This is a genomic window from Solidesulfovibrio sp. DCME (assembly GCF_049995385.1).
Lineage (GTDB): Bacteria > Desulfobacterota > Desulfovibrionia > Desulfovibrionales > Desulfovibrionaceae > Solidesulfovibrio.
This window is the reverse complement of record NZ_CP188261.1, coordinates 1,783,721-1,804,756: the sequence shown is the minus strand read 5'-3', so window position 1 is coordinate 1,804,756 and position 21,036 is coordinate 1,783,721. Positions and strand designations below refer to the sequence as shown.

The 21,036-nt window shown below is 67.7% G+C and carries 21 protein-coding genes; 14 read left to right on the top strand and 7 right to left on the bottom strand.

Features of this window, described 5'->3' with window-relative positions; all coding sequences use genetic code 11:
- Nucleotides 1–34: 34 nt before the first annotated feature.
- Nucleotides 35–868: a twin-arginine translocase subunit TatC gene (gene tatC / locus ACP59X_RS07760; RefSeq protein ID WP_428569830.1), complete on the top strand. Its 834-nt coding sequence runs from the start codon at nucleotides 35–37 to the stop codon at nucleotides 866–868.
- A 520-nt stretch (nucleotides 869–1,388) separates the two neighbouring features.
- Nucleotides 1,389–1,880, top strand: a complete 492-nt coding sequence (locus tag ACP59X_RS07755) for an RlpA-like double-psi beta-barrel domain-containing protein (RefSeq protein WP_428567372.1) — start codon at nucleotides 1,389–1,391, stop codon at nucleotides 1,878–1,880.
- A 344-nt stretch (nucleotides 1,881–2,224) separates the two neighbouring features.
- Here ACP59X_RS07755 and ACP59X_RS07750 read toward each other — a convergent pair whose 3' ends face one another.
- The 5 genes from ACP59X_RS07750 to ACP59X_RS07730 all read right to left on the bottom strand — a co-directional run bounded on the left by ACP59X_RS07750 (nucleotide 2,225) and on the right by ACP59X_RS07730 (nucleotide 6,798).
- Nucleotides 2,225–2,431 carry a hypothetical protein gene (locus ACP59X_RS07750; RefSeq protein ID WP_428567369.1) on the bottom strand — a complete coding sequence of 69 codons (207 nt, stop codon included), beginning with the start codon at nucleotides 2,429–2,431 and terminating at the stop codon, nucleotides 2,225–2,227.
- A gap of 12 nt (nucleotides 2,432–2,443) precedes the next feature.
- Nucleotides 2,444–3,730: a citrate synthase gene (locus ACP59X_RS07745; RefSeq protein ID WP_428567365.1), complete on the bottom strand. Its 1,287-nt coding sequence runs from the start codon at nucleotides 3,728–3,730 to the stop codon at nucleotides 2,444–2,446.
- 139 nt (nucleotides 3,731–3,869) lie between these two features.
- Nucleotides 3,870–4,889, bottom strand: coding sequence for a methyltransferase (locus tag ACP59X_RS07740; protein ID WP_428567360.1), 1,020 nt, complete (start codon nucleotides 4,887–4,889; stop codon nucleotides 3,870–3,872).
- Between the two features lie 167 nt (nucleotides 4,890–5,056).
- Complete coding sequence (locus ACP59X_RS07735; protein WP_428567356.1) at nucleotides 5,057–5,845, bottom strand: helix-turn-helix transcriptional regulator; 789 nt, start codon at nucleotides 5,843–5,845, stop codon at nucleotides 5,057–5,059.
- Between the two features lie 80 nt (nucleotides 5,846–5,925).
- Nucleotides 5,926–6,798 (bottom strand): formate dehydrogenase accessory protein FdhE domain-containing protein, encoded by an 873-nt coding sequence (locus ACP59X_RS07730; protein ID WP_428567353.1) that lies wholly within the window; start codon nucleotides 6,796–6,798, stop codon nucleotides 5,926–5,928.
- Nucleotides 6,799–7,235: 437 nt separating this feature from the next.
- Between ACP59X_RS07730 and fdnG the strand changes: the two genes are divergently transcribed.
- From fdnG to ACP59X_RS07710, 4 genes are all read left to right on the top strand, one after another.
- Nucleotides 7,236–10,274: a formate dehydrogenase-N subunit alpha gene (gene fdnG / locus ACP59X_RS07725; RefSeq protein ID WP_428567349.1), complete on the top strand. Its 3,039-nt coding sequence runs from the start codon at nucleotides 7,236–7,238 to the stop codon at nucleotides 10,272–10,274.
- 57 nt (nucleotides 10,275–10,331) lie between these two features.
- Nucleotides 10,332–11,069: a 4Fe-4S dicluster domain-containing protein gene (locus ACP59X_RS07720; protein WP_428567347.1), complete on the top strand. Its 738-nt coding sequence runs from the start codon at nucleotides 10,332–10,334 to the stop codon at nucleotides 11,067–11,069.
- Between the two features lie 80 nt (nucleotides 11,070–11,149).
- The gene (locus ACP59X_RS07715; protein ID WP_428567343.1) at nucleotides 11,150–12,055 is read left to right on the top strand and encodes a formate dehydrogenase accessory protein FdhE; all 906 of its coding nucleotides are present in this window, start codon (nucleotides 11,150–11,152) and stop codon (nucleotides 12,053–12,055) included.
- Nucleotides 12,056–12,266: 211 nt separating this feature from the next.
- Nucleotides 12,267–12,728 carry a lysozyme inhibitor LprI family protein gene (locus ACP59X_RS07710; RefSeq protein ID WP_428567340.1) on the top strand — a complete coding sequence of 154 codons (462 nt, stop codon included), beginning with the start codon at nucleotides 12,267–12,269 and terminating at the stop codon, nucleotides 12,726–12,728.
- 31 nt (nucleotides 12,729–12,759) lie between these two features.
- Here ACP59X_RS07710 and metW read toward each other — a convergent pair whose 3' ends face one another.
- Entirely contained in the window at nucleotides 12,760–13,365 is a 606-nt protein-coding gene (metW, locus tag ACP59X_RS07705) for a methionine biosynthesis protein MetW (protein ID WP_428567336.1), read from the bottom strand.
- Complete coding sequence (metX, locus tag ACP59X_RS07700) at nucleotides 13,355–14,548, bottom strand: homoserine O-acetyltransferase MetX (protein ID WP_428567330.1); 1,194 nt, start codon at nucleotides 14,546–14,548, stop codon at nucleotides 13,355–13,357. The genes metW and metX overlap by 11 nt, the downstream gene beginning before the upstream one ends.
- A 134-nt stretch (nucleotides 14,549–14,682) precedes the next feature.
- Here metX and ACP59X_RS07695 point away from each other — a divergent pair, with 134 nt between their 5' ends.
- The 8 genes from ACP59X_RS07695 (at nucleotide 14,683) to ACP59X_RS07660 (ending at nucleotide 20,802) form a co-directional block, all read left to right on the top strand.
- Complete coding sequence (locus tag ACP59X_RS07695) at nucleotides 14,683–15,276, top strand: hypothetical protein (protein ID WP_428567327.1); 594 nt, start codon at nucleotides 14,683–14,685, stop codon at nucleotides 15,274–15,276.
- Nucleotides 15,273–16,118 carry a flagellar motor stator protein MotA gene (gene motA / locus ACP59X_RS07690; RefSeq protein WP_428567324.1) on the top strand — a complete coding sequence of 282 codons (846 nt, stop codon included), beginning with the start codon at nucleotides 15,273–15,275 and terminating at the stop codon, nucleotides 16,116–16,118. Before ACP59X_RS07695 ends, motA begins: the two co-directional genes overlap by 4 nt.
- Nucleotides 16,119–16,127: 9 nt before the next feature.
- Complete coding sequence (locus tag ACP59X_RS07685; RefSeq protein ID WP_428567321.1) at nucleotides 16,128–16,880, top strand: OmpA/MotB family protein; 753 nt, start codon at nucleotides 16,128–16,130, stop codon at nucleotides 16,878–16,880.
- A 187-nt stretch (nucleotides 16,881–17,067) separates the two neighbouring features.
- Nucleotides 17,068–18,033 (top strand): LysM peptidoglycan-binding domain-containing protein, encoded by a 966-nt coding sequence (locus ACP59X_RS07680; protein WP_428567317.1) that lies wholly within the window; start codon nucleotides 17,068–17,070, stop codon nucleotides 18,031–18,033.
- 111 nt (nucleotides 18,034–18,144) lie between these two features.
- Nucleotides 18,145–18,642: a MauE/DoxX family redox-associated membrane protein gene (locus ACP59X_RS07675; RefSeq protein ID WP_428567313.1), complete on the top strand. Its 498-nt coding sequence runs from the start codon at nucleotides 18,145–18,147 to the stop codon at nucleotides 18,640–18,642.
- Entirely contained in the window at nucleotides 18,624–19,148 is a 525-nt protein-coding gene (locus ACP59X_RS07670) for a rhodanese-like domain-containing protein (protein ID WP_428567310.1), read from the top strand. Before ACP59X_RS07675 ends, ACP59X_RS07670 begins: the two co-directional genes overlap by 19 nt.
- A gap of 103 nt (nucleotides 19,149–19,251) precedes the next feature.
- On the top strand, nucleotides 19,252–19,878 hold the full coding sequence (locus ACP59X_RS07665; protein WP_428567306.1) for a C-GCAxxG-C-C family protein: 627 nt from the start codon (nucleotides 19,252–19,254) through the stop codon (nucleotides 19,876–19,878).
- Nucleotides 19,879–19,941: 63 nt separating this feature from the next.
- Nucleotides 19,942–20,802, top strand: coding sequence for a M15 family metallopeptidase (locus ACP59X_RS07660; protein WP_428567304.1), 861 nt, complete (start codon nucleotides 19,942–19,944; stop codon nucleotides 20,800–20,802).
- Nucleotides 20,803–21,036 lie beyond the last annotated feature (234 nt).

Sequence of the window (21,036 nt, the reverse complement as noted above, 5' to 3'; positions counted from 1 at the left end):
GCCTGCGCCACCATCCGGCCCCGGGGCCGGCGACATGAAGGAAGCGCCGCTGCTCGAGCACCTCGTCGAGCTGCGCACCCGGCTGGTACGCTGCCTCATCGCCGTGGGCGTGGGTTTCGCCGCCTGCTACGCCTTTGCCGAAAAACTGCTCGGCATCCTGCTCAAGCCCCTCATGGACGTCATGCCGGGCGGCAGCAAGCTCATCGCCACCAGCCTGCCGGAAACGTTCTTCACCGTCATGAAACTGGCCCTGGTGGCGGGCGCCTTCGTGGCCAGCCCCTACATCTTCTACCAATTGTGGAAGTTCGTGGCGCCGGGGCTGTATAAGGAAGAACGCAAGATCATCGTTCCCGTCGCCGTTGCCACGGCCGTGTGCTTCGTTGGCGGCGCGCTGTTCGGCTATTTCATCGTCTTTCCCTTCGGCTTCAAGTTCTTCGTCGACTACGCCGCCGACTACATCACGGTCATGCCGACGATCAGCGCCTATTTTTCCCTGGCCGTCACGCTGCTGTTCGCCTTCGGCCTCATCTTCGAACTGCCGGTCTTCATCTTCTTCATGACGAGCTTGGGCCTGGTGACCACCAAGACCCTGCGCAAGTTCCGGCGCTGGGCCATCTTGCTGAGCTTCATCGTGGCCGCCCTGCTCACGCCCACGCCCGACGCCATAAACCAGCTGCTCATGGCCGGCCCCATGGTCGTTCTGTACGAGATCGGCATCTGGGTATCCTGGTTCGTGGACAAGTCCCGCAAGGAAGAGAAGGCGGCCAAGGAAGCGGAGGAAGCCGCGAAAAAAGCGCCGGGCGACACCGCCGCCGCTCAGCCGACGGCCGAGGCCACCCCATCCGACACCGAATCCCGGGCCGGCTAGCGGCAATCCCGCTCCCGTGGGCAGGGGCAGGGCCCGCGCCCCGCATGCGGCCGCATTCCCCAATATCCGCCATGGGTTGGGGGATGCGGCCCGGTCCTTGGGACGCCCAGGGAACGTGGCCGTCCTCCCCTGCCGCGCCGCCTGGCCCCTGCCCATGCCTTGACAAGACCTGTCTTTCAAGGCATAGGTAGGCTAGAGGCGACGGCCGCCGCCATCCGTCAGGCGTCGTACCGTATCCGCCCGGGCCGCCCGCGATCGCAACGCGGAACAGAGCCGGGGCCGGGCGACCATGCTTGTTTGCGGCCGCATCCCCTCGCCAACGACCATAATATGTCGTTGCGTCCCGCCGTCGGCTGTCGGCGACCGGGATACGACCTCTCGCCACGCGAGCCACTCCACCAAGCGGACGACCGAGACGGCCAGGCACGGCCTGGCTCAAAGGCCCCGCCGCCCTTGATGACGTCCCCTCCGGACGTCGGCGCACCGGCCCCTCTCGGCGTCTCGAAGCCATGGAGCGACGATGCGAAACGCTCATCTGCTGTTGCCCACCGTGACGCTGCTGGTCATGGCCTTTGCCATGCCGGGTTGCGCCGGTACCAAGACCGTCAAATCCCCCCCTGCCCAGACCGCCGCCGCGCCCGACACCCTCGACCGGCTGGCCGAGCCGGATTTCCTTTTTACCGGCAAGGGCAAGCGCCCCGGCAATTCCCTGCGGGTCAAGGCCCTGGCCTACACATGTTCGGTGGGGAAAAAGAAATCCAAGCACACGCCGCGCGGCGCCTGGGGCGACCTGCTGACCGAGGAGGTCAATGCCGTGGCCGTCTCCCCGGACCTGTTGGACCTGGGCCTGGACCGGGGCGACCTCATCACCATCGAGGGCCTGCCCGGCAAATACAAGGTCCTCGACGTCATGCACAGCCGCCACGACAAGACCATCGATATCTTCTACGGCGACGACCGCTGCGGGGCCATGCAGTGGGGCAAGCGCAGCCTGACCATCACCTGGCAGTAGCCGCCTGACGCCGCGGCCCGCCCTGGCGGCGCCTTTTGCCCCTTCCGGTGCCGTGCCTTCCGACCGGCGGCACGGGCTTGGGAGGCGTAAGGTCCGCATCGGACCGGGACGACAACCAAGCGTCGTTCCCCGGTATTTCGGGGGGTCAGGGGCGCGGCGGTCCTTGCCTGCCAGCGACAAACCGCCCGCCGCATGTCGCGTCCTTAAAAAGGATAAATGCGTGCAAAAGCGCAACGCCCGCGAGAAATCATCCTGGGGATCCAACGGGCGGGAGCCTGTTGGCCGCCGGAGGCTTTTCCCCTGACCTTTGTTGCAACACCCTCATTTTTTTAAGGGACACAACATCAGGGCAGCACTTCCACCAGGACATAGCGGGCGACGAAGCCCAGAGCGTAGACGCAGATCAGCACCAGGAAAAAGGCTTTGAAAAGCCCCTTGCCGCCACGCCCCTCGGCCGCCCGGGACAGGCAAAAGGCCACCACCACCGCCGCCAGCAACCCGAACCCCAGCGCCAGCGCCACCTTGAGAAGCGAGATGTCCGCCATGGCCATCGCCCCGGCGCCCTAGCGCTGGTCCAGGGGGACGTAGGGCCGGTGCGGCGGCCCGGTGTAGATCTGGCGCGGCCGGTGGATGCGGGTGGTGGGGTCGCGGCTTTCCTCGCGCCAGTGGGCGATCCAGCCCGGCATGCGGCCGATGGCGAACATGACCGGGAACATGTTGACCGGAATGCCCAGGGCCCGCAGGATGATGCCCGAATAGAAGTCCACGTTGGGGTAGAGCTTGCGGCTCTTGAAGTAGTCGTCGGACAGGGCCGCCTCCTCCAGTTCCAGGGCGATGTCCATGAGGGGGTCGCTCTTGCCCGACTGGAAGACCAGGTCGTGGGCGGCCTTTTTGAGCACCCGGGCCCGGGGGTCGAAGTTCTTGTAGACCCGGTGGCCAAATCCCATGAGCCTGCGTTCCTTGCGCTTGACCATGTCCAGGTAGGACTTGACCTTGTGCTTGCCGTCCAGGATCTGGCCGAGCATCTCGATGACCGCGGCGTTGGCCCCGCCGTGCAGCCGGCCCCACAGGGCGCAGATGCCCGAGGACACGCTGGCGAACAGGTTGGCCTGGGTCGAGCCGACCATGCGCACCGTGGAACAGGAGCAGTTCTGCTCGTGGTCGGCGTGGACCACCAGAAAAAGCGACAGGGCCGCAACGGCCTGCTGGGTGGGCTCGAAGTCGCGGTTGGGCACCGAGAACATCATGTGCAGGAAGTTGCGGCAATAGCTCAGGTTCGGGTCCGGGTACATGAACGGCAGGCCGCGCGACTTGCGGTAGCTGAAGGCGGCGATGGTGCGCACCTTGCTGACCAGCTTGGCCACGGCCATGGTGAACTCGTCCATGCTCTGGATTTCCAGCAGCTCCGGATGGTAGTTGCCCAGGGAATTGATGACCGCCGACAAAATGGCCATCGGCTGGCCGCCCGGCTGGAACCCGTCGAAATGGTGGAGCAATCCCTCGTGCAACAGCTCGTGTTCGGACAAAAGCAGGCGGAAGTCCGAACGTTCTTCGGATGTCGGCAGCTTGCCGAAGATGAGCAGCATGGCCGTTTCGATAAACGAGCTTTTTTCGGCCAACTGTTCGATGGGGATGCCGCGATAGCGCAGGATGCCCTTTTCGCCGTCCACGAAGGTGATGCCCGACAGGCAGGAGCCGGTGTTGGCGTAGCCCGGGTCAAAAGCCAGCAGCCCGGCGTCTTTTTCCAGGGAGGTGATGTCGATGCCGACCTCGCCCTCGCTGCCGACGGTCACGGGCAGGTGCAGGGTTTTGTCGCCGTAGGTCAGGGTGGCGGTCTTGACTTCGCGCATGGGACACCTCGTGTCGGCTGGGAGGGAGAACGGCCGCAAGCGGCGTGGTGGCTGGGGTGCCGAATTGCCTCGGGGGCAGTATAGAAAAAAAATTCGGCCTTGTCTGCATGCGCCGGGGCCGTTGCGGCGCGGGCCGGGCTCAGGGCTTGCGGGCCGTGACCAGGGAAAAATAGCCGTGGGCCGCATGGACGCCGATGTCGACGAAGCCGGCTTTCGCGAGAAAGGCCGCCACCTCCCCGGCCGCGTACTGCCGGCCCCCAACAGCGAGATACAGCAGGACCGACAAAGCGGCCGCAGCCAGGGGACCGACGCCGTCATCGTCCAAAAGGATCTCATGCACGAAGACACGCCCGCCCCGGGGCAGGGACCGAAAGGCCCTGGCCGCCAGGTCCCTGTTGGTCGCCTCGTCCCAGTCATGCACAACGTTGGACAAAAGCACGGCGTCGTGGTCCTCGGGCCAGGGGTCCCGGAACATGTCCCGGGCCAGGGTGTCGACCCGGCGGCCAAGGTCGGCCGAAGCCAGGTACCCGGCGGCGGCCTGGCACATGGCCGGCAGGTCCATCACCGTGCAGCGCAGGGCCGGGTCCCGCCGAGCCAGGGCGATGGCGAAGCAGCCCGAACCGCCGCCCACATCCAGCAGCCGGGACACACCCCGGAAATGGCCGCTGGCCGCCAAGCCCAGGGCCGCGGCCAGGGACTGGCCTTGCATGACCCGGGCCGCGGCCTCGGCGGCCTCCTGGTCGAGGCGGCCGTCGGCCCAGCCCTTGGCCGCCTGGAACTGCCCGGGCCCGGCCTTGTCGGCCAGCGCCCGGCACAGCGCCCCGACCATGGGCAATTCCCGCATGACGCCCAGCGCCTCCCCCCAGTAGAACGGTTGCCCCCGCCGCAGATACCTCTGGCCGGCTTCGGTGAGCCCGAAGCGTCCCAGTCGCTTGGCCAGAAAGCCCAGGCAGGCCAGCAACGGCAGCAGGCCGGCCAGCCCCTGCCCGTCGAGGTCGAGGCGCGCGGCCAGTTCCTCCCGGCTCGCCGGCTGCGCGGCCAGCGCCTCGAAGATGCCCAGCGCGTCGGCAACCAGCACGGCCGGCAGATGGACCGCCGAGCCCCAGACGTCCCAGACGAGACGGTCGTCCACACCGGGCAATGCGATATCCCTTTCCATCGTCTCCCCCTTTTTCCTGGGCAATGCGGGGCCGCGCACCGGCCCCTGGTCATGTTCCCCGGAGTATGGCCCGCCCCATCGATTTGCGCACCTGTAGGAACTGCCAGGGCCGGGCACGCGGCGGCGGATTTCGGGGCTGGGGAGCACGAACGCCAGGCGCCGCAAGCTCAATCGAATACGATCAGTTGCCGGTGGAGCGCGGCGGCCACGGTCTGGGCCCGGTTGCAGGTGCCGAGCTTGCGCATGATGTTGGCCACGTGGAAATTGACCGTCCGTTCCCGGATACCCAGGATGACCGAGATGTCCCAGGAGCTTTTGCCCTGGGCGAGCCAACCCAGGACTTCCCGCTCGCGCGGGGAAACGGGGCAAGGGGCCGTCCGCCGTCCATGGACTCGGCCCAACCGGGAAAAGGCCCAGAGCAGATGGGGCGCCAAGTGCCACACGACGGCCTCGCCGCGTCGGTCGATCGTCGGCGACGCTCCGCCGAAACAGACGAGGTGGCCACGCCCCGGGGCGCAGGCCGGTCCCAGGCCGGCGACATGGCCACTGCGCAGGCCGAAGTCCCGGCAAAGCCCCAAGGCGTTGGGCTGGGCCAGCCGGACCCGGGCATCGGACCAGCTTTGGACCTCCCGCGCCGTCATGGCCGCCCTGACGACCCCGTCCCGCCCCGGGCCGAGCCGGGCCGCATACGCCTCGATCCAGCGCTCGGGAAAAGCGATACTGCGGCTCTCCGTCACGGACACGCCATCGGCGTCCGGGCGTCCGGCCAGGACCAGGGCGCAATCGAAGGGCAACACCTTCCGGATCATGTCGAAAAGCGCCGTGAAATCGGCCTCGTCCCCGCAGTCGAGGCAGGCCGCGATGATGTCGAGCACCCGGACCGCGTCCGCCCCGTCGAGGCGATCGCCGCCCGGCCGGGGTGTCCGGTTCGTCCTTGTGCCGGGCTGGCGTTCCATCTCGCCTCCCCTGGGGCCGTTTCGCCCGCGTCCCCGCCGGGGCCGGGTTCCAGGCCGCCCGCCCTCCCGTGGCGTCGCGCTCAGGCCCAGGGCATCTGGCGCCAGTCCATGACGGCCGGGACATGGCCGTGCTGGCGGGCCAGAAGCTCCAGGGGAGCCAGGGCCAGGCCGGCCACCTCCGGCGGGTAGTCGCCAAGGGCCTCTTCCGTGAGTTCGGCCAGGTAGTGGTTGCAGCGGCGGCAGGCCACCACCCGTTCGCCGTCGAAGCCCGGCACGGCGTAGACCTGGGCCGACGGCCCCGGGGCCTCGCAAAACGGACACTCCGGCCTGGCAAACCGCCAGACCGTGGCGCACGACGCACAGGTCAGGCGCACCCCGCCGGCGTCGCGGCGGGCATGGCCGGGCCAGGCCCCGCACACCGGGCAATACCCCCGGTTCCAGGCCGTTTCGGCCAAAAGCGGCGCCAGACGCCGGCCCCGGGCCATGGCCAGGGGCGCCACCAGCTGCACGCCCCAAAAAGCCAGCACCCGTTCGTCCACGGCCAGGCGATGGGCCATCCCGGCTACCCCCTCGCGCCGGTCCCGCAACGTCTCGCCCACCACCCGGGCCGTGAAGGCCCCATCGGCCTGGGCCGCCCGGGCAATGGCCGCCAGATCCCCGCGCACCTCGCGGAAACCGCTGCTTAGAACCGGCTGGAGCACCTCGAAAACGCGCTCCAGATCCGCCGGCAGGATACGGAGTTCGTCGCTCGGTTCCAGACAGGCCCCCTGGGACAGGCGTACCGGGTCGGGGCGCGGCCCGGGCAGGGCGGCCCCGGCGTGGCGCAGCACCTCGACCAGGGGGGCGCGGGCCAGCAGCAGCCCCAGAAAGGGATCGACAAAGGCCCGGACATGGGGCCGCTCCCGGCGCAGGCGGCCGACGTCCTCGGCCAGCGAGGCGGTGATAGCATCCATGGCGACGACTCCCTGCGCGCGCGACCTACATGCGCCGCCGCTTCTGGCCGCCGGTCGACGGCTCCCTGTGCGCGCGACAACCGCGCCGGACGTCCCGGCGGGCGCGCGGCCATGCCCTTGCCAGGCGCATCAGGCGTGCCAACAATCGCCCCGGGCGTCAACCGGGGCCCGGCCGCGGCAGAGGCACGCGTCGCCCGACAGGGGTCGGACAAAATGTTTTGTATTCAAAATAACTTAATTACAATTAGAACCAATTCCCGCCTCCAGGGGGGCCTTTTTCCTGGAAAAAACGTGTCTGTTAGTGCCAACGCTCACGCAATGCGGATTCCTTTGACCCCCGCTGTCCGGTTTTCCTAAATAGTAGTGTGCCTAATTTGACACAGGTCCGTCTCCGGGCAGGGGTGCCCGGGGCTGGAGAACCGGAAAAAGGAGGCGGTATGGGCATTTCCCGACGTGGGTTCATGAAACTGACGGGGGCCGGGCTGGCCTGCCTGGGGCTTAAGGACCTCGGGCTCGATCCCCGTCCGGCGGCGGCCTACGCAACGACGTTGCGTATCGAGGGGGCCAAGGAATTTCAATCGACCTGCCCGTTTTGTTCCTGCGGCTGCAGCATCCTGATGTTCGTCAAGGACGGCAAATTCTTGAGCTCCGAGGGCGATCCGGACTATCCGGTCAGCGAAGGGGCGCTGTGCCCCAAGGGCGCGGCCTTCCACGCCATGCACGTCAGCCACCACCGCATCCTCAAGCCCAAGTACCGGGCCCCGGGCAGCGACAAGTGGGAGGAAAAGGACTGGGACTTCGTCCTGGACCGCATCGCCAGGCGCGTCAAGGAGACCCGCGACCGCGATTTCATCGAGAAAAACGACAAGGGCCAGACCGTCAACCGCGTCGAGTCCATCTTCCACCTCGGCACGTCCCAGATGGACAACGAGGAATGCGCCGTCACCCATCAAATGCTGCGCAGCCTGGGGGTCGTCCATCTCGACCACCAGGCCCGGGTCTGACACTCGCCCACTGTACCGGCTCTGGCAGAGTCGTTCGGACGCGGCGCGATGACCCAGCACTGGATCGACATCAAGAACGCGGACGTGGTGCTGATTATGGGCAGCAACGCCGCGGAACACCACCCCATCTCGTTCAAATGGGTACTCAAGGCCAAGGATGCCGGGGCCACCGTCATCCACGTGGACCCGAAATTCTCCCGCACCTCGGCCCGCAGCGATTTTCACGTGCCGCTACGCTCCGGCACGGACATCGCCTTCCTGGGCGGCCTGATGAAGTACATCATCGACAAGGAACTCTACTTCAAGCAGTACGTTGTCGAATACACCAACGCCTCGTTCCTCGTCGCCGACGGCTTCTCCTTCAAGGACGGCCTGTTCTCGGGCTTCGACCCGGCCACCAAGACCTACGACCGCAAGACCTGGACCTTCGACAAGGACGAGAACGGCCTCGTCGTCAAGGACAAGACCTTGCAGCACCCCCGGAGCGTCTTCCAGCTGCTCAAAAAGCACTACGCCCGCTACGACATCGACACCGTGTCCGCCATCACCGGCGTTTCCAAGGACAACCTGCTGAAAGTCTGGGACGCCGTGGCCGCCACGGGCAAGCCGACCAAGGTCGCCACCATGATGTACGCCCTGGGCTGGACCCAGCACAGCGTGGGCGTGCAGAACATCCGTTGCGCCGGCATCATCCAGCTGCTTTTAGGCAACGTGGGCATGGCCGGCGGCGGCGTCAACGCCATGCGCGGCGAGCCCAACGTCCAGGGCTCCACGGACCACGCCTTGCTCTACGATTCCATCCCCGGCTACCACCCGGTGCCGACCACGGCCTGGCCGACCCTGGCCGACTACCTCAAGGCCAACACGCCCGTCAGCAAGGACCCCAAGAGCGTCAACTGGTGGCAGAACCGGCCCAAGTACGTCACCAGCCTGCTCAAGGCCTGGTTCGGCGACGCGGCCACGGCGGAGAACGAATACGGCTACGGCTGGCTGCCGAAGATCGAAACCAACGTCGAGTACGCCAGCCTGTTCATGTTCGACAAGATGTACAAGGGCAAGATCAAGGGCGGCTTCATCTACGGCCACAACCCGGCCATGTCCATGCCCAACACGCATAAGATCAGGAAGGCCCTGACCAACCTCGACTGGTTCGTCATCGGCGAGGCCCACGAGACCGAGACGGCCGCCTTCTGGCGCCAGCCCGGGTTCGACCCCAAAAACGTCAAGACCGAAGTGTTCCTGCTCCCCTCCTGCCAGCGCGGCGAGAAGGACGGCACCACCTCCAACTCCGGCCGCTGGCACATGTGGCACTACAAGGGTTACGAGCCGGCCGGCGACAGCAAGCCCATGGGCTGGATGGTCGTCGAGATCATGAAGCGCGTCAAGGCGCTCTACGAGAAGGAAGGCGGCGCCTTCACCGCGCCCATCGTCAACCTCGACTGGTACAAGGAATACGACCCGGACTTCATGGCCAAAAAGATCAACGGCCAGTTCACCCGCGACGTGACCATCGGCGACAAACAGTACAAGAAGGGCGACCAGGTGCCGGCCTTCCCGATGCTGGCCGCCGACGGCTCCACCACCAGCATGTGCTGGGTCTACGCCGGCAGCTACGGTGCGTCCGGCAACCTGACCAAACGCCGCGACCACAACCAGACCCCCCTGCAGGCCAAGATCGGGCTTTTCCCCAACTACTCCTGGGCCTGGCCGGTCAACCGGCGCATCATCTACAACCGGGCTTCCGTCGACGTGAACGGCAAGCCCTACAACCCGGCCAAGACCGTCATCGCCTGGGAAGAGGGCAAATGGATCGGCGACGTGCCGGACGGGCCGGCGCCGCCCATGGCCGACCCCAAGGGCGTCTACCCGTTCATCATGCACACCGAGGGCCACGGCCAGCTCTTCGGCCCCGGCCGGGTGGACGGCCCCTTCCCCGAGCACTACGAGCCGGCGGAAACGCCCGTCACGGTCAACCCCTTCTCCAAGCAGATGAGCAACCCCTGCATGAAGGTGGCCGAAAGCGACATGGACGCCCTGGCCAAGCCGGGCGACCCGCGCTTCCCCATCGTGCTGACCACCTACAGCCTGACCGAGCACTGGTGCGGCGGCGGCGACACCCGCAACACCCCGCCGCTGCTGGAGGCCGAACCCCAGCTCTACGTCGAGATGAGCCAGGAGCTGGCCAAGGAAAAAGGCATCAAGAACGGCGATCCGGTCATCCTCGAAAGCCTGCGCGGCAAGGTCGAGGCCATCGCCATGGTCACCGTGCGCATGACCCCGCTTCAGGTCGCGGGAAAAACCCTTCACCTCGTCGGCATGCCGTTTTGCTTCGGCTGGACCACGCCGGGCGTGGGCGACGCCACCAACCGCCTGACGGTGTCGGTGGCCGATCCCAACACCCGCATTCCGGAGTACAAGGCCTGCCTGTGCAACGTGCGCAAGGCCGACAAGGTGACGGAACTCTACCGCTAACACGCCTTCCGGCCGGCGGCCGCGAGGCCGCCGGCCGGATCACATACGGAGCGCGCCATGCCCAAGACCTTTTTCATCGACACCTCCCGCTGCACGGCCTGCCGGGGTTGCCAGGTGGCCTGCAAGGAATGGCACCAGCACAAGTCCGTGCCGACCAAACAGACCGGCACCCACCAGAACCCGCCGGACTTCACGCCGTTCAACTTCAAGATCGTGCGGTTTTCCGAACACAAGATCGACGGCCAGATCAAGTGGCTGTTCTTCCCGGACCAGTGCCGGCATTGCATCAATCCGCCTTGCAAGGACGCGGCCGACGCCTACGTGCCCGGGGCCATCATCCAGGACGAGGCCACCGGGGCGGTGCTCTACACCGACCTGACCAAAAAGCTCACCATCGACCAGGCCCGGGAAGTGCGCGATGTGTGCCCCTACGCCATCCCGGTGCGGGACGAGGACTCGGGGCAACTCACCAAATGCGACTGGTGCATCGACCGCCAGCGGGCCGGCATGTTGCCGGCCTGCGTGAAGACTTGCTGCACCGGGACCATGAACTACGGCGAGCGGGCCGACATGCTGGCCCTGGCCCAGAAGTCCCTGGCCAAGGTCAAGGAGACCCATCCCAAGGCGGAGCTGCTCGACGAGGACTTCATCAACGTCATCTACCTCGTGACCGAGCCCCGTAAACTCTACCATGAATACGCCGAGCGCCGCCCCTCCCGCGAACCCCAGGGGCCGATGTCGCGCCAGGCGTTTCTGGCCATGCTGGCCCGGCCGGTCACCCGGATGCGCGGCTAGCCGGAAAACCCGTTCCCAGGCCGCGCGGCCGCCATCTGCCAATGGCGGCCGCGCGGCCGCTTCCCAGCAAAGGATATTCCATGCGCATTCCCCCGAACATGTCCCGGGCCACGCCGGACCTGCCCGACCTGCCGCCGCCGGCGCAGCTGGCCGCGGTCATCGACCGTTTCGCGGCCCTGGCGGGCCTTCGCCGCAAGGCCGCCGCAGCGCTGCCGGACGACGCCCCGGGCCTGGCCTACGATGCCGACCGCTTCGCCGAAGGCAGGCCGCTTCTGGCCGACACCGCCCCGGAGGCGCTCGCGCCGGCGTTCCTGCAGGCCGCCTCCCTGCTTTTTCCCGAACTCGGGGACATTTTTCCGGCCCAGGCCCGGGATGCCGCCTGCCTGGGCCAGGCCCTGGCCATGCGGCCGCGTCTGGCCGCCCCCCTCCTGGCCGCCCTGGCCGGCGGCGACGAGGACGATATCGTGGCCCTGGCCGACGAAATCGGCATTCCGCCGGCGGCACTGGTTTTCGCCGCGCGCGAAGCCCTTTCGGCCGTGCTGCGGGCCAGGGCCAGGACCTTGTCGCTTCTGGCCGACGACGCGCTGTGGCAACGGCCGAGCTGCCCGGTCTGCGGCGGCCCGCCGGACTGCGGCATGCTCAAGGAGCAAAGCGAGCCCACGGAATTTCTGATCGCCAAATCGGGGCGGCTTTTCCTGCACTGTGCGCTGTGCGGCCACCAGTGGCGCTTTCCCCGGCTCAAGTGCGTGGCCTGCGGCGAGGGGGAACAGGAGCAGCTCGACGTGCTCTTTCCGGCCGGCCGCGACCGCGAGCGCATCCACGCCTGCCGCAGTTGCGGCCATTACCTCATTGTGCTCAACCGGGTGGAAAGCGCCCGGGCAACGGACCTGGACACGGCCCCGGCGGCTCTGATCCACCTCGACGCCGCCGCCCAGGCCCGGGGCTTTGCGCCGATTTGCGACACGCCCTGGAACAGGCTGGAATAATCCGCCGCCCCCGCTTCCCGTGGCCTCTTGCGGCCTCCCCGGGGAGGGCATAGAGTGCGTCCGGCTGCGCGGACAACGCCGGGAGTCCCTCCTCCATCCGTCCGGTCGCCACCTTCCGGGGCCGCGACACCGGAGGATTGGCCCGCCCGGGACCGCCTCCCGCGTCCCCTGAGCGGCAGGGGACGCCACGGCAACCCAGCGAGGCAGGCGCATGCGCCCAACGATTGGCACTCCGGAAACGGCCCTGGCGGTTGTCGGCCTTCTTTTTCTCCTGGGCTGGGCGATTCCGGCCTGGGCCGTCGATCCGGGCGCGATCGACGGCGCCCTCAAGGCCTGTCTGCAGGCCCACGAGGACACGGCCGGCATGGTGGAATGCCAGGCGAGCGCCATCAAGCAATGGGATACGGCCCTCAACGCGGCCTACCAGGATCTCATGCGGACCCTTTCGGACCAGGGCCGCACGAACCTGCGGGAGGCCCAACGCGACTGGATCAAATTCAAGGATGCGGAACTCACGTTCCTGCGCGGCGTCTTCCAGGAAGAAACGGGCACCATCTGGGCCATCGTCAGCGGCAACCAGGTCATCGACCTGCTGCGGCAGCGCACGGTGCAGTTGCGCTGCCGGGCCAAGATGACGGACATGGCCGCCCCGCCCGACCCGGATTGCCCGTAGGCCGCGGGCCGCGCCTAGCCGCCGGCCGGGGTCAGCCCTCGCGCCGGCGAAGCATAAACATGCCGTAGGTGGCCAGCAGATTGGGGAAGTATCTCACCACCATGCCCTTTTCGTGGTGGTGGGGGGTGCTGATGGCCGTCTCCCGGGCGATGGCGAAGCCTTCCTTGCGGCAAAAACGGCGGAAATCGCGGATGGTGATGACGCGGATGTTGGGCGTGTCGTACCACTCGTAGGGCAGCTCCCGGGACACCGGCGCCCGGCCGCGAAAAAGCAGCTGCCCGCGAATGCGGTAGTAGGCGAAGTTGGGAAAGCTCACGATGCCGCGTTTGCCCACGCGCAGCATCTCGCGAATCAGGCTGGCCGGATCGTAGACCTGCTGCAGGGTCTGGGACAGGATGACGTAGTCGAAACAGCCGTCGGCGTAGTCCCGGATCTCCTCGTTGATGTCGCCGTGCAGGATGGACAGCCCCTTTTCGATCCCCCGCGTGACCTTACCCTCCTCGGCCTCGATGCCCGTGCCGCGCACGTCCTTGTCCACGGACAGGATGTGCAGCAGGTCGCCCGAGCCGCAGCCGAGGTCGAGCACCGTGGACCCCGGCTCGATCCAGGACGCGATCACCGACAGGTCATAGCGCATGGCCGGCCTCCCTGGCCGCGTCGGCCGCCGCCCGGTCCAGAAAGCCCTCCAGCATGCCCGACAGCCGGGCGTTGGGCAAAAGGAAGGCGTCGTGGCCCCATTTGGCTTCGATTTCCACGAAGCTCACGTCCAGGCCGTTTTTCTTCATGGCCTGGACCATGGCCCGGGACTGGTAGGTCGGGTAGAGCCAGTCCGAGGAAAACGACGCCACCAGGAACCGGCACCGGGCCCTGGCAAAGGCCGAAACCGCCGAACCGCCGCCGTGGGCCGCCTCCAGGTTGAAGTAGTCCGCCGCCTTGGTCACGTAGAGAAACGAGTTGGCGTCGAAACGGTCCACGAACTTCTGGCCCTGGTAGCGCAGGTAGGACTCGACCTGGAAGTCGGCCTCCTCGAAGGTGAACGAGATCTCGCAGCGGTCCTGGAGCCGGCGGTCGAACTTCTGGCGCATGGACTCGTCGGACAGGTAGGTGATGTGGCCGATCATCCGGGCCACGGCCAGGCCGTGGCCGGGCTTTTCCCCGTCGTAGTAGTCGCCGCAGTTCCACTTGGGGTCGGCCATGATGGCCTGCCGGGCCACTTCGTTGAAGGCGATGGCCAGGGCCGAGTGCTTGGTGGTGGTGGCCAGGGGCACGGCCGTGCGCACCATGTCCGGGTAGCGCACGGCCCATTCCAGGACCTGCATGCCGCCCATGGAGCCGCCGATGGCGCACAGGAGCTTCGTTACGCCCAGGTGTTCCACCAGCCGCTTCTGGGCCCGCACCATGTCGCCGATGGTGATGACCGGAAAGGTCGAGCCGTAGGGGCGGCCCGTGGCCGGGTCCACGGACGACGGGCCGGTGGAGCCCATGCAGCCGCCGATGACGTTGGAGCAGATGACGTAGTAGCGGTTGGTGTCGAGGGGCTTGCCCGGGCCGATCATGATGTCCCACCAGCCGGGCTTGGCGTCGGATTTGTCGTAGTAGCCGGCGGCGTGGGAATCGCCGGACAGGGCGTGGAGCACGAGGATGGCGTTGGAAGCCGTCTCGTCGAGGGCGCCGTAGGTTTCGTAGGCCAGGGTCACCGGCCCCAGGGTGCGGCCGGACTCCACGGTCAGGACATCGGGCGGCGCGGCGAAGCTGAAAAACCGCTTCTCCACCCGGCCCACGCTCGCCCCGGTCTGGGCATGTTCCACATATTCGCTCATGGCTTGCCTCTGGCTGGTCTCCTACCAGGAAGGTGGGAGAAGCGCCAGTGCGGCCACGGCAGCCCCGCAGCCGCCTGTCGCGCCTTTGACATTCCCGGCCGGGGCAGGCAGAATTTGCGACACTGGGAGGGGAGATGGCCTTTACGGAACGTCGCGCGGAAAAACGGGTCCACCCGCCCCAGGACGCGGTCCTGGATTTCGCCCTGTGGCCGGCCGTCGCGACGCCTCCCTTGCGCCTGCCCCTGGCGGGCCTGGGGCCACCCCCGGCCCGGCGCCGGCCGGGCCAGGACCTGGAGCTGGTCGACGTGGCCAGCCTGGGGCTCGGGCTGCGCCTGCACGCCGCCCCCGCCGTCCTGGAGGCCCTGGCCGGGGTGCCGGCGCTTTTTGTCTACCTCAAGCTGCGCGCCTACGAATCCCTCGCCGCGACCGGCCCCTTGAGCCTTTTCGTGCACGCCGCCGTGATGCGGGCCGAGGCCGTGGCCGAAACCCTCCGCCTGGGCCTGCGCATCCTGCACTTGGGGCGGGGCTCGACCTTCGAAAAGGCGCTGGAACTGCTCGATGTCAGCCGCTTCGGCGTCACGGAACTGGCCGCCTGGATCAATGCCGTGGACAGGCACGGGCATCGCCGGGAAAGCGGCCTGGACGACGGCCTCGACCTCGAGGACTTGCTGGCCGAACCCGCCTTGGCCGGCCAGGCCCCCCCAACAGGAGAAGGAAACGGCGCATGATCGCCTTGATCGGCACGGTGGTGGTTCTCGCTTCGGTGTGTCTGGGGTATGTCCTCGAAGGCGGGGTGTTCGCGGTGCTCGTCCAGCCCGCCGAATGGCTCATCATTTTCGGCGCGGCCCTGGGCGCCCTGCTCATCGGCTCCACCCGCAACTCCCTGGCCCTTTTGGCGCGCAGCCTGCCGCGCGTGCTCGCCCCGGCCCGCCTCGGCCGGGAGGAATACCTGGAGACGCTGGGGGCGTTGTCGCGGCTTTTGTCCAAGGCCCGGCGCGAGGGGCTCATGAGCGTGGAGGCGGACATCGAGCGCCCGATGTCGAGCCCGGTCTTCACCATGGCCCGGCGGCTTTCCCGCGACCAGGAGGCCGTGGACTTCATCTGCGACACCTTCCGGGTCTACCTGGTCACGGGCGACGCCCAGGAGATCGAGCAGCTCATGGACGTCGACATCCAGGCCATGCACCAGCAGGCGGCCAGCCCCGGCCACAACATCGGCAAGGTGGCCGAATCCCTGCCCGGGCTTGGCATCGTGGCCGCGGTGCTCGGCGTGGTGTTGACCATGGGCAAGATCACGGCCCCGCCCGAGGTGCTCGGACACAGCATCGGCGCGGCGTTGGTCGGCACCTTCCTCGGCGTGCTGTTGTGCTACGGCTTCGTCGGCCCCCTGGCCACCAACCTGGAAAACCAGGCCGTGGAGCGCCAGGCCTATTTCGCGGTCATCCGGGCGGTCATCGCCGGGGCGGCGCGCGGGGCCACGCCTTTTATCGCCGTGGAATACGGCCGCCGGGCCGTGCCCGAGGCCCTGCGGCCCGCCTTTGCCGACCTCGAAGCCATGCTGCGCGCCTAGGCCCCCGCCATGCTCACCGCCAAGAAGCGCCCCGCCCCGACCAGGCCGCAAAAGCTCCCCGGCTTTCCCAAAAGCCACGGATCGAGCTGGAAGGTGGCCTACGCCGACTTCGTCACGGCCATGATGGCCTTTTTCCTGCTCATGTGGATTCTGGCCATGGTGCCGCCAAGCGTCCAACGGCAGTTGGAGGACTATTTCAAGGCCACGCCCGCGGCCTTGCAGGCCGGCCTTTCCCCGGAAAAAAACGACAAGCAGGCCGTCGCCCCCCGCAGCCGCGACGAGGCCATGCGCTACGCCATCGCCCTGCGCTTCAAGAAGATCATCACCGAGGACCCGTTCCTCAAGGCGGCCAGCGGGATCAGCGCCGACGACGTGGGCGTGCTGCTGCGCATCCAAAACGGCGTGCTGTTCACGCCCGGCTCGGCCAGCCTGACGGCCGAGGCCAAGCGCATCCTGGCCGATGCCGTGGACATCCTCAAAACCTACAACGTGTCCCTGATCATCCGGGGCCACGCCGACGCCGAGGAGGCGGCCAAGGGAAACTTCGCCTCCAACTGGGAGCTTTCCGGGGCCAGGGCGGCGGCGGCGGCCCGCTACCTCATCGCCGCCGGGGACATCGAGCCGACCCGCATCCGCGCCGTGGCCTACGGCGACTCCCGGCCGCTGGTGCCCAACCTCTCCGCCGACGCCGCCGCCCGCAACCGCCGGGTGGAATTCTACTTCCACCGCCCCGACGCCGTGGGCAGCCAGGTGTTGTACTGACGGCCTTCCGGGGACGCGCCACCCGCCGCTTGGCGGAAAACGGCGGGTGGCAGCCGGTGTTACTGCCCCGCCCTTGCGGGGAAACGCCACCCGCCACTTGGCGTAAAACGGCAGTGGGCAGCCAGGTGTTGTCCTGACCCGGCCTTCCGGGGTATGCCGGGCCATCATGAGACTGGAGGCGTTCGCCATGCCCATGCGTATCCCGGCCGCACTGTGCGCCTGTCTGGCTGTCTTGTTCCTGGCCCAACCGGCCCTGGCCGCCGATCCCCAGAAAAAACCCGACGATTTCCGGGACCTCAAATGGGGCGCTTCCCCGTCGAGCCAGCCCGGGCTGACCCAGGTCGAGCGTGACGGGGACATCGTCCACTACGAGCGCCCGAGCGAAAAAAAGGACCTCGGCGGCGTGGCCCTCAAGCACGTGACCTACTCCTTTTACAAGAACCAGTTCTACCACGCCGAGATCGACTACGAGGGCAAGGACGCGGCCGAGTCCCTCCAGCGCAGCCTGGAAGCCAAGTACGGCCCGCCCGATGCCGTGCGCGAAAAGGCCGACCCCTCGGGCAAGCCCTACGTCGTGGCCACCTGGAACTGGCCCGGCCACGCCTTCATCGGCAACCGCCACGACAAGGACGGCACCCGGGGCCGGGTGTTCTATTTCTACGCCCCCTTAACCGACGCCTCGGCCAAGGCCCAGGGCCTCGCCCCGCCCCCGGCCCCGGCCAAGGCGGCCTCGGGCGAGGGCGCGGCCTACAAGGTCAAAAAAGGCGACAGCCTGGAGCGCATCGCCAAAAGCCTCGGCATCAGCGAACAGGCCCTCGTGCAGGCCAATCCGGGGCTTACCGACAAAAACCTCAAGGCCGGCGCGAACCTGGCCGTCCCGGGCGCGGCGGCCCCCAATCCGGACGCCACCTGGGGCAAGGCCGCCACGCCCCCGGCCGGGCCCTATGTCACCTACACGGTCAAGGACGGCGACATCCTGTCCAAGGTGGCCAACAGCCACGGCGCGCGCACCCGCGACGTCATCGCCGCCAACCCCGGCATCAACCCCGACGCGTTGCGCCCGGGCACGGAGCTCAAGATCCCCGTCAAGGCCGGCGACACGCCGACCGAAGTCGTCGCCCCCCCGGCGGGCCAGTCCCCGGCCGCGCCGTAATCGGCCTGCCCGATGAATAGGCACCTCACCCATTAAGCTTAGCGATTTGTCTGGTCTCTTGCAGCATGGTAAGGATGGAGGGTCGCGGGATTTCCCGAGCGACCCTCCGCCATGCGCCAACCACTATCCATCCTGTCCTCGATCTGGGCCTATCGGATCGTCCGCGCCATCCTGGCGGTCTCCTTTCTCGTCGCCGGCTGCCTCAAACTGGCCGATGTCCGGGCCTTCGGCCTGACCATCAAGGCATTCGCCATCCTGCCCACGGACCTGGTCAAGCCCGTGGCCGTGGGCCTGCCGGTGCTGGAGATCGTCGGAGGCACGCTGCTGCTTTTGGACGCGCCCGGCGGATTGACCATCGTCGGCGGGCTGCTGGCGCTTTTCATCGGCGTGGTGGTCAACGCCATCCGCCAGGGCCTGGCCATCGACTGCGGCTGCTACGGGCCGGGCGATCCCGAGGGCGAGGTCTATCACGGCCTGTGGCCGACGCTGTGGCGTGATTCGGCCATGCTGGCCGGTGTGGCCTGCTGCCTGCTGTGGCGCCGTTTTCGCGGCACGTCCCGTCAAACCCCCAACCCCCGCAAGGAGCCCGCATGCGCACCTTCAAACTGATCCCGACGTTTGCCCTCCTGGCCGTCTTCTGCCTGGTGGCCGGCCCGGCCCTGGCCGACAAGTTCGAGGACGAGACGGCCAAGGAAAAGGAAGCCGTCAAGCTCGTGCGTGACACCCAGAAAGGCGGTTACGGCCTGGTGTCCACCGAGGAACTCAAGAAATGGCTCGATGAAGGCAAAAAGCTCGTCATCGTGGACACCATGCCCTTCGAGGACAGCTACAAGAAGGAGCACATTCCCGGCGCCGTGAATTTCGTCTTCCCCATCCCCGACATGGACAAATGGGACGCCAAGGAAACCGGCGGCAAGACCGAGGCCGACTACGCCAAGCTGCTGGGACCGGACAAGGACGCCACCATCGTGGTCTACTGCGGCTTCGTCAAATGCACCCGCAGCCACAACGGGGCGGTCTGGGCCAAAAAGCTTGGCTATAAAAACGTGCTGCGCTACCCTGGCGGCATCTTCGCCTGGAAAGGCGCCGGCCTCCCCGTCGAAGCGGTGAAGTAGGAATGTAAGGGAAAAGAGCCTCCGGCGGCCAGGAGGGGCGACAGCCCCTCCTGGCCCTCCCGAAAGGGGGAGCCGATTGTTCGTTTAACCACGAGTCGCCCTGATGTTGTTGTTCGATTTTTTCCGTCGCCATCCCTTGCCCGAGCCGCCGGCCGCGCCTCCTGGCGACGACGGCTTGGAACCGGCCTCCCGGCCGGCGCGCGAGGACGCCCTGGCCCGGGCCGTGGGCGAAAAGGCGGCCAGGCTTTTTTCCCACCGCAAGCTCCTGTGCGCCGAGGCCATCCTGGTGGCCGTCAACGATGCCCTCGGCGGCCCCTTGACCGAGGAGCAAGCCCTGGGCCTGGCCGCCGGCCTGACCGCTGGCCTCGGCGACCGGGGCTGCCTGTGCGGGGCCGTGGCCGGCGCCTGCCTGGCCGTCGGCGCCGTGTGCGCCAAGGGGGATCACCACGGCACCCGCGCCGAGGTCCGCCGCGAAGCCGCCGCCATCCACGAGGCCTTTGTCCGCAGGCACAAGTCCGCCTGCTGCCGGGTGCTCACCAAGCCCGTCAAAGACGACGGCAAGGCCCATGCCGCCCAGTGCGCCCAACTGACCGGCTACGGCGCCGAACTGGCCGTGCGCTCCATCCTGCGCCTGCGGCCGGAACTCCTGGACTGCCCCGAGGGCGCGGCCGTCCGCGAAAGCCGCCCCTGCGGCCGGCTCAAGTGGCTGCTGTCCTTTTTTTGCCGCTAACACGCCTTGCCCTCGCCGGCCGGCGGCGCTATGCCCCGCCCGACACGAGACAAGGAGTTCCGTATGACCCGCCGCAACACCGTCGCGTTTTTCCTTTTGTGCTGCCTGCTTGTGGCCGTCCCGGCCGCGGCGCTTTCCCTGCCGCCCGACGCCCGGCGCGACCTGGCCGTCCTGGCCACGGCCTATCCCGGCATCCTCGCCGCCATCGAGGTCGCCCCGGCCGGACGGGTCACGGCGGTCCTGGCCGACGGCGCCCGCGTCGTCTATGACGACGGCCGGCCCCGCACGCCACGGCAACTCGTCGACGACCCGGACCTCAAATCCATGTTCGTCCAGCCCTACCCCCTGGGGCCGGTCGCCAGCGAGCCGCCGGCCGGATTTTCCCCCGGCCGCCAGCGCGTGCTGGAGCTCTTTTTCGCCCTCTACGGCCACGACAAGGCCCAGGTTCACGTCAACCTTCGGCCGGTGCGCTTTTTCAGCCAGACCATCCCGTTCAATGCCCGCCAGGGCGCGGCCGAGGCCTTCGCCCGGGTGACCGCCAGGCTCGAAAAGCTGGCGGCCGCCGATCCGAGGGTCACCCGATACCTGCTGCCGGCCTCGGGCGGCCTGGTCTGGCGGATGATCGCCGGCACGCAGCGCCTCTCGGCCCACGCCTTCGCCGTGGCCGTGGACGTGAGCCCCCGGGGCAACCCTTATTGGCGCAACCTGCCGCGTGGCCAAAACATCCTGTCCGGTCGCCAGGCCTTCCCGGCCGCGGTGGTGGCCGCCTTCGAGGCCGAGGGTTTCATCTGGGGCGGCAAGTGGTCGGAGTTCGACCTCATGCACTTCGAGTACCGGCCGGAACTGGTCCTGGCCGCCCGGCTCGCCCGTGGCGAGGCCATCCCCCTGGCCGCCATCGACGGGCTGGTACGGCCGGGGCGGTAGGCGCCGCCGTCGCGTCGCCTGGTTGTCATGGGTACAACACGCTGCATACGATTTTTAAATTCATATCCAGAACTTCTTCCGACCATTGCCCCCCGTAACACCCTTGAATCACGTGAAAATTCTGACAAACCCCATTGACGTCGTCGCCAAGGCGTGATCTACTGCGACAGGAAATACGGCATTCGGTCAGCTCTTTTTAAGGAACTGCAAAGCGACGCGACAACGGAGCCAAGG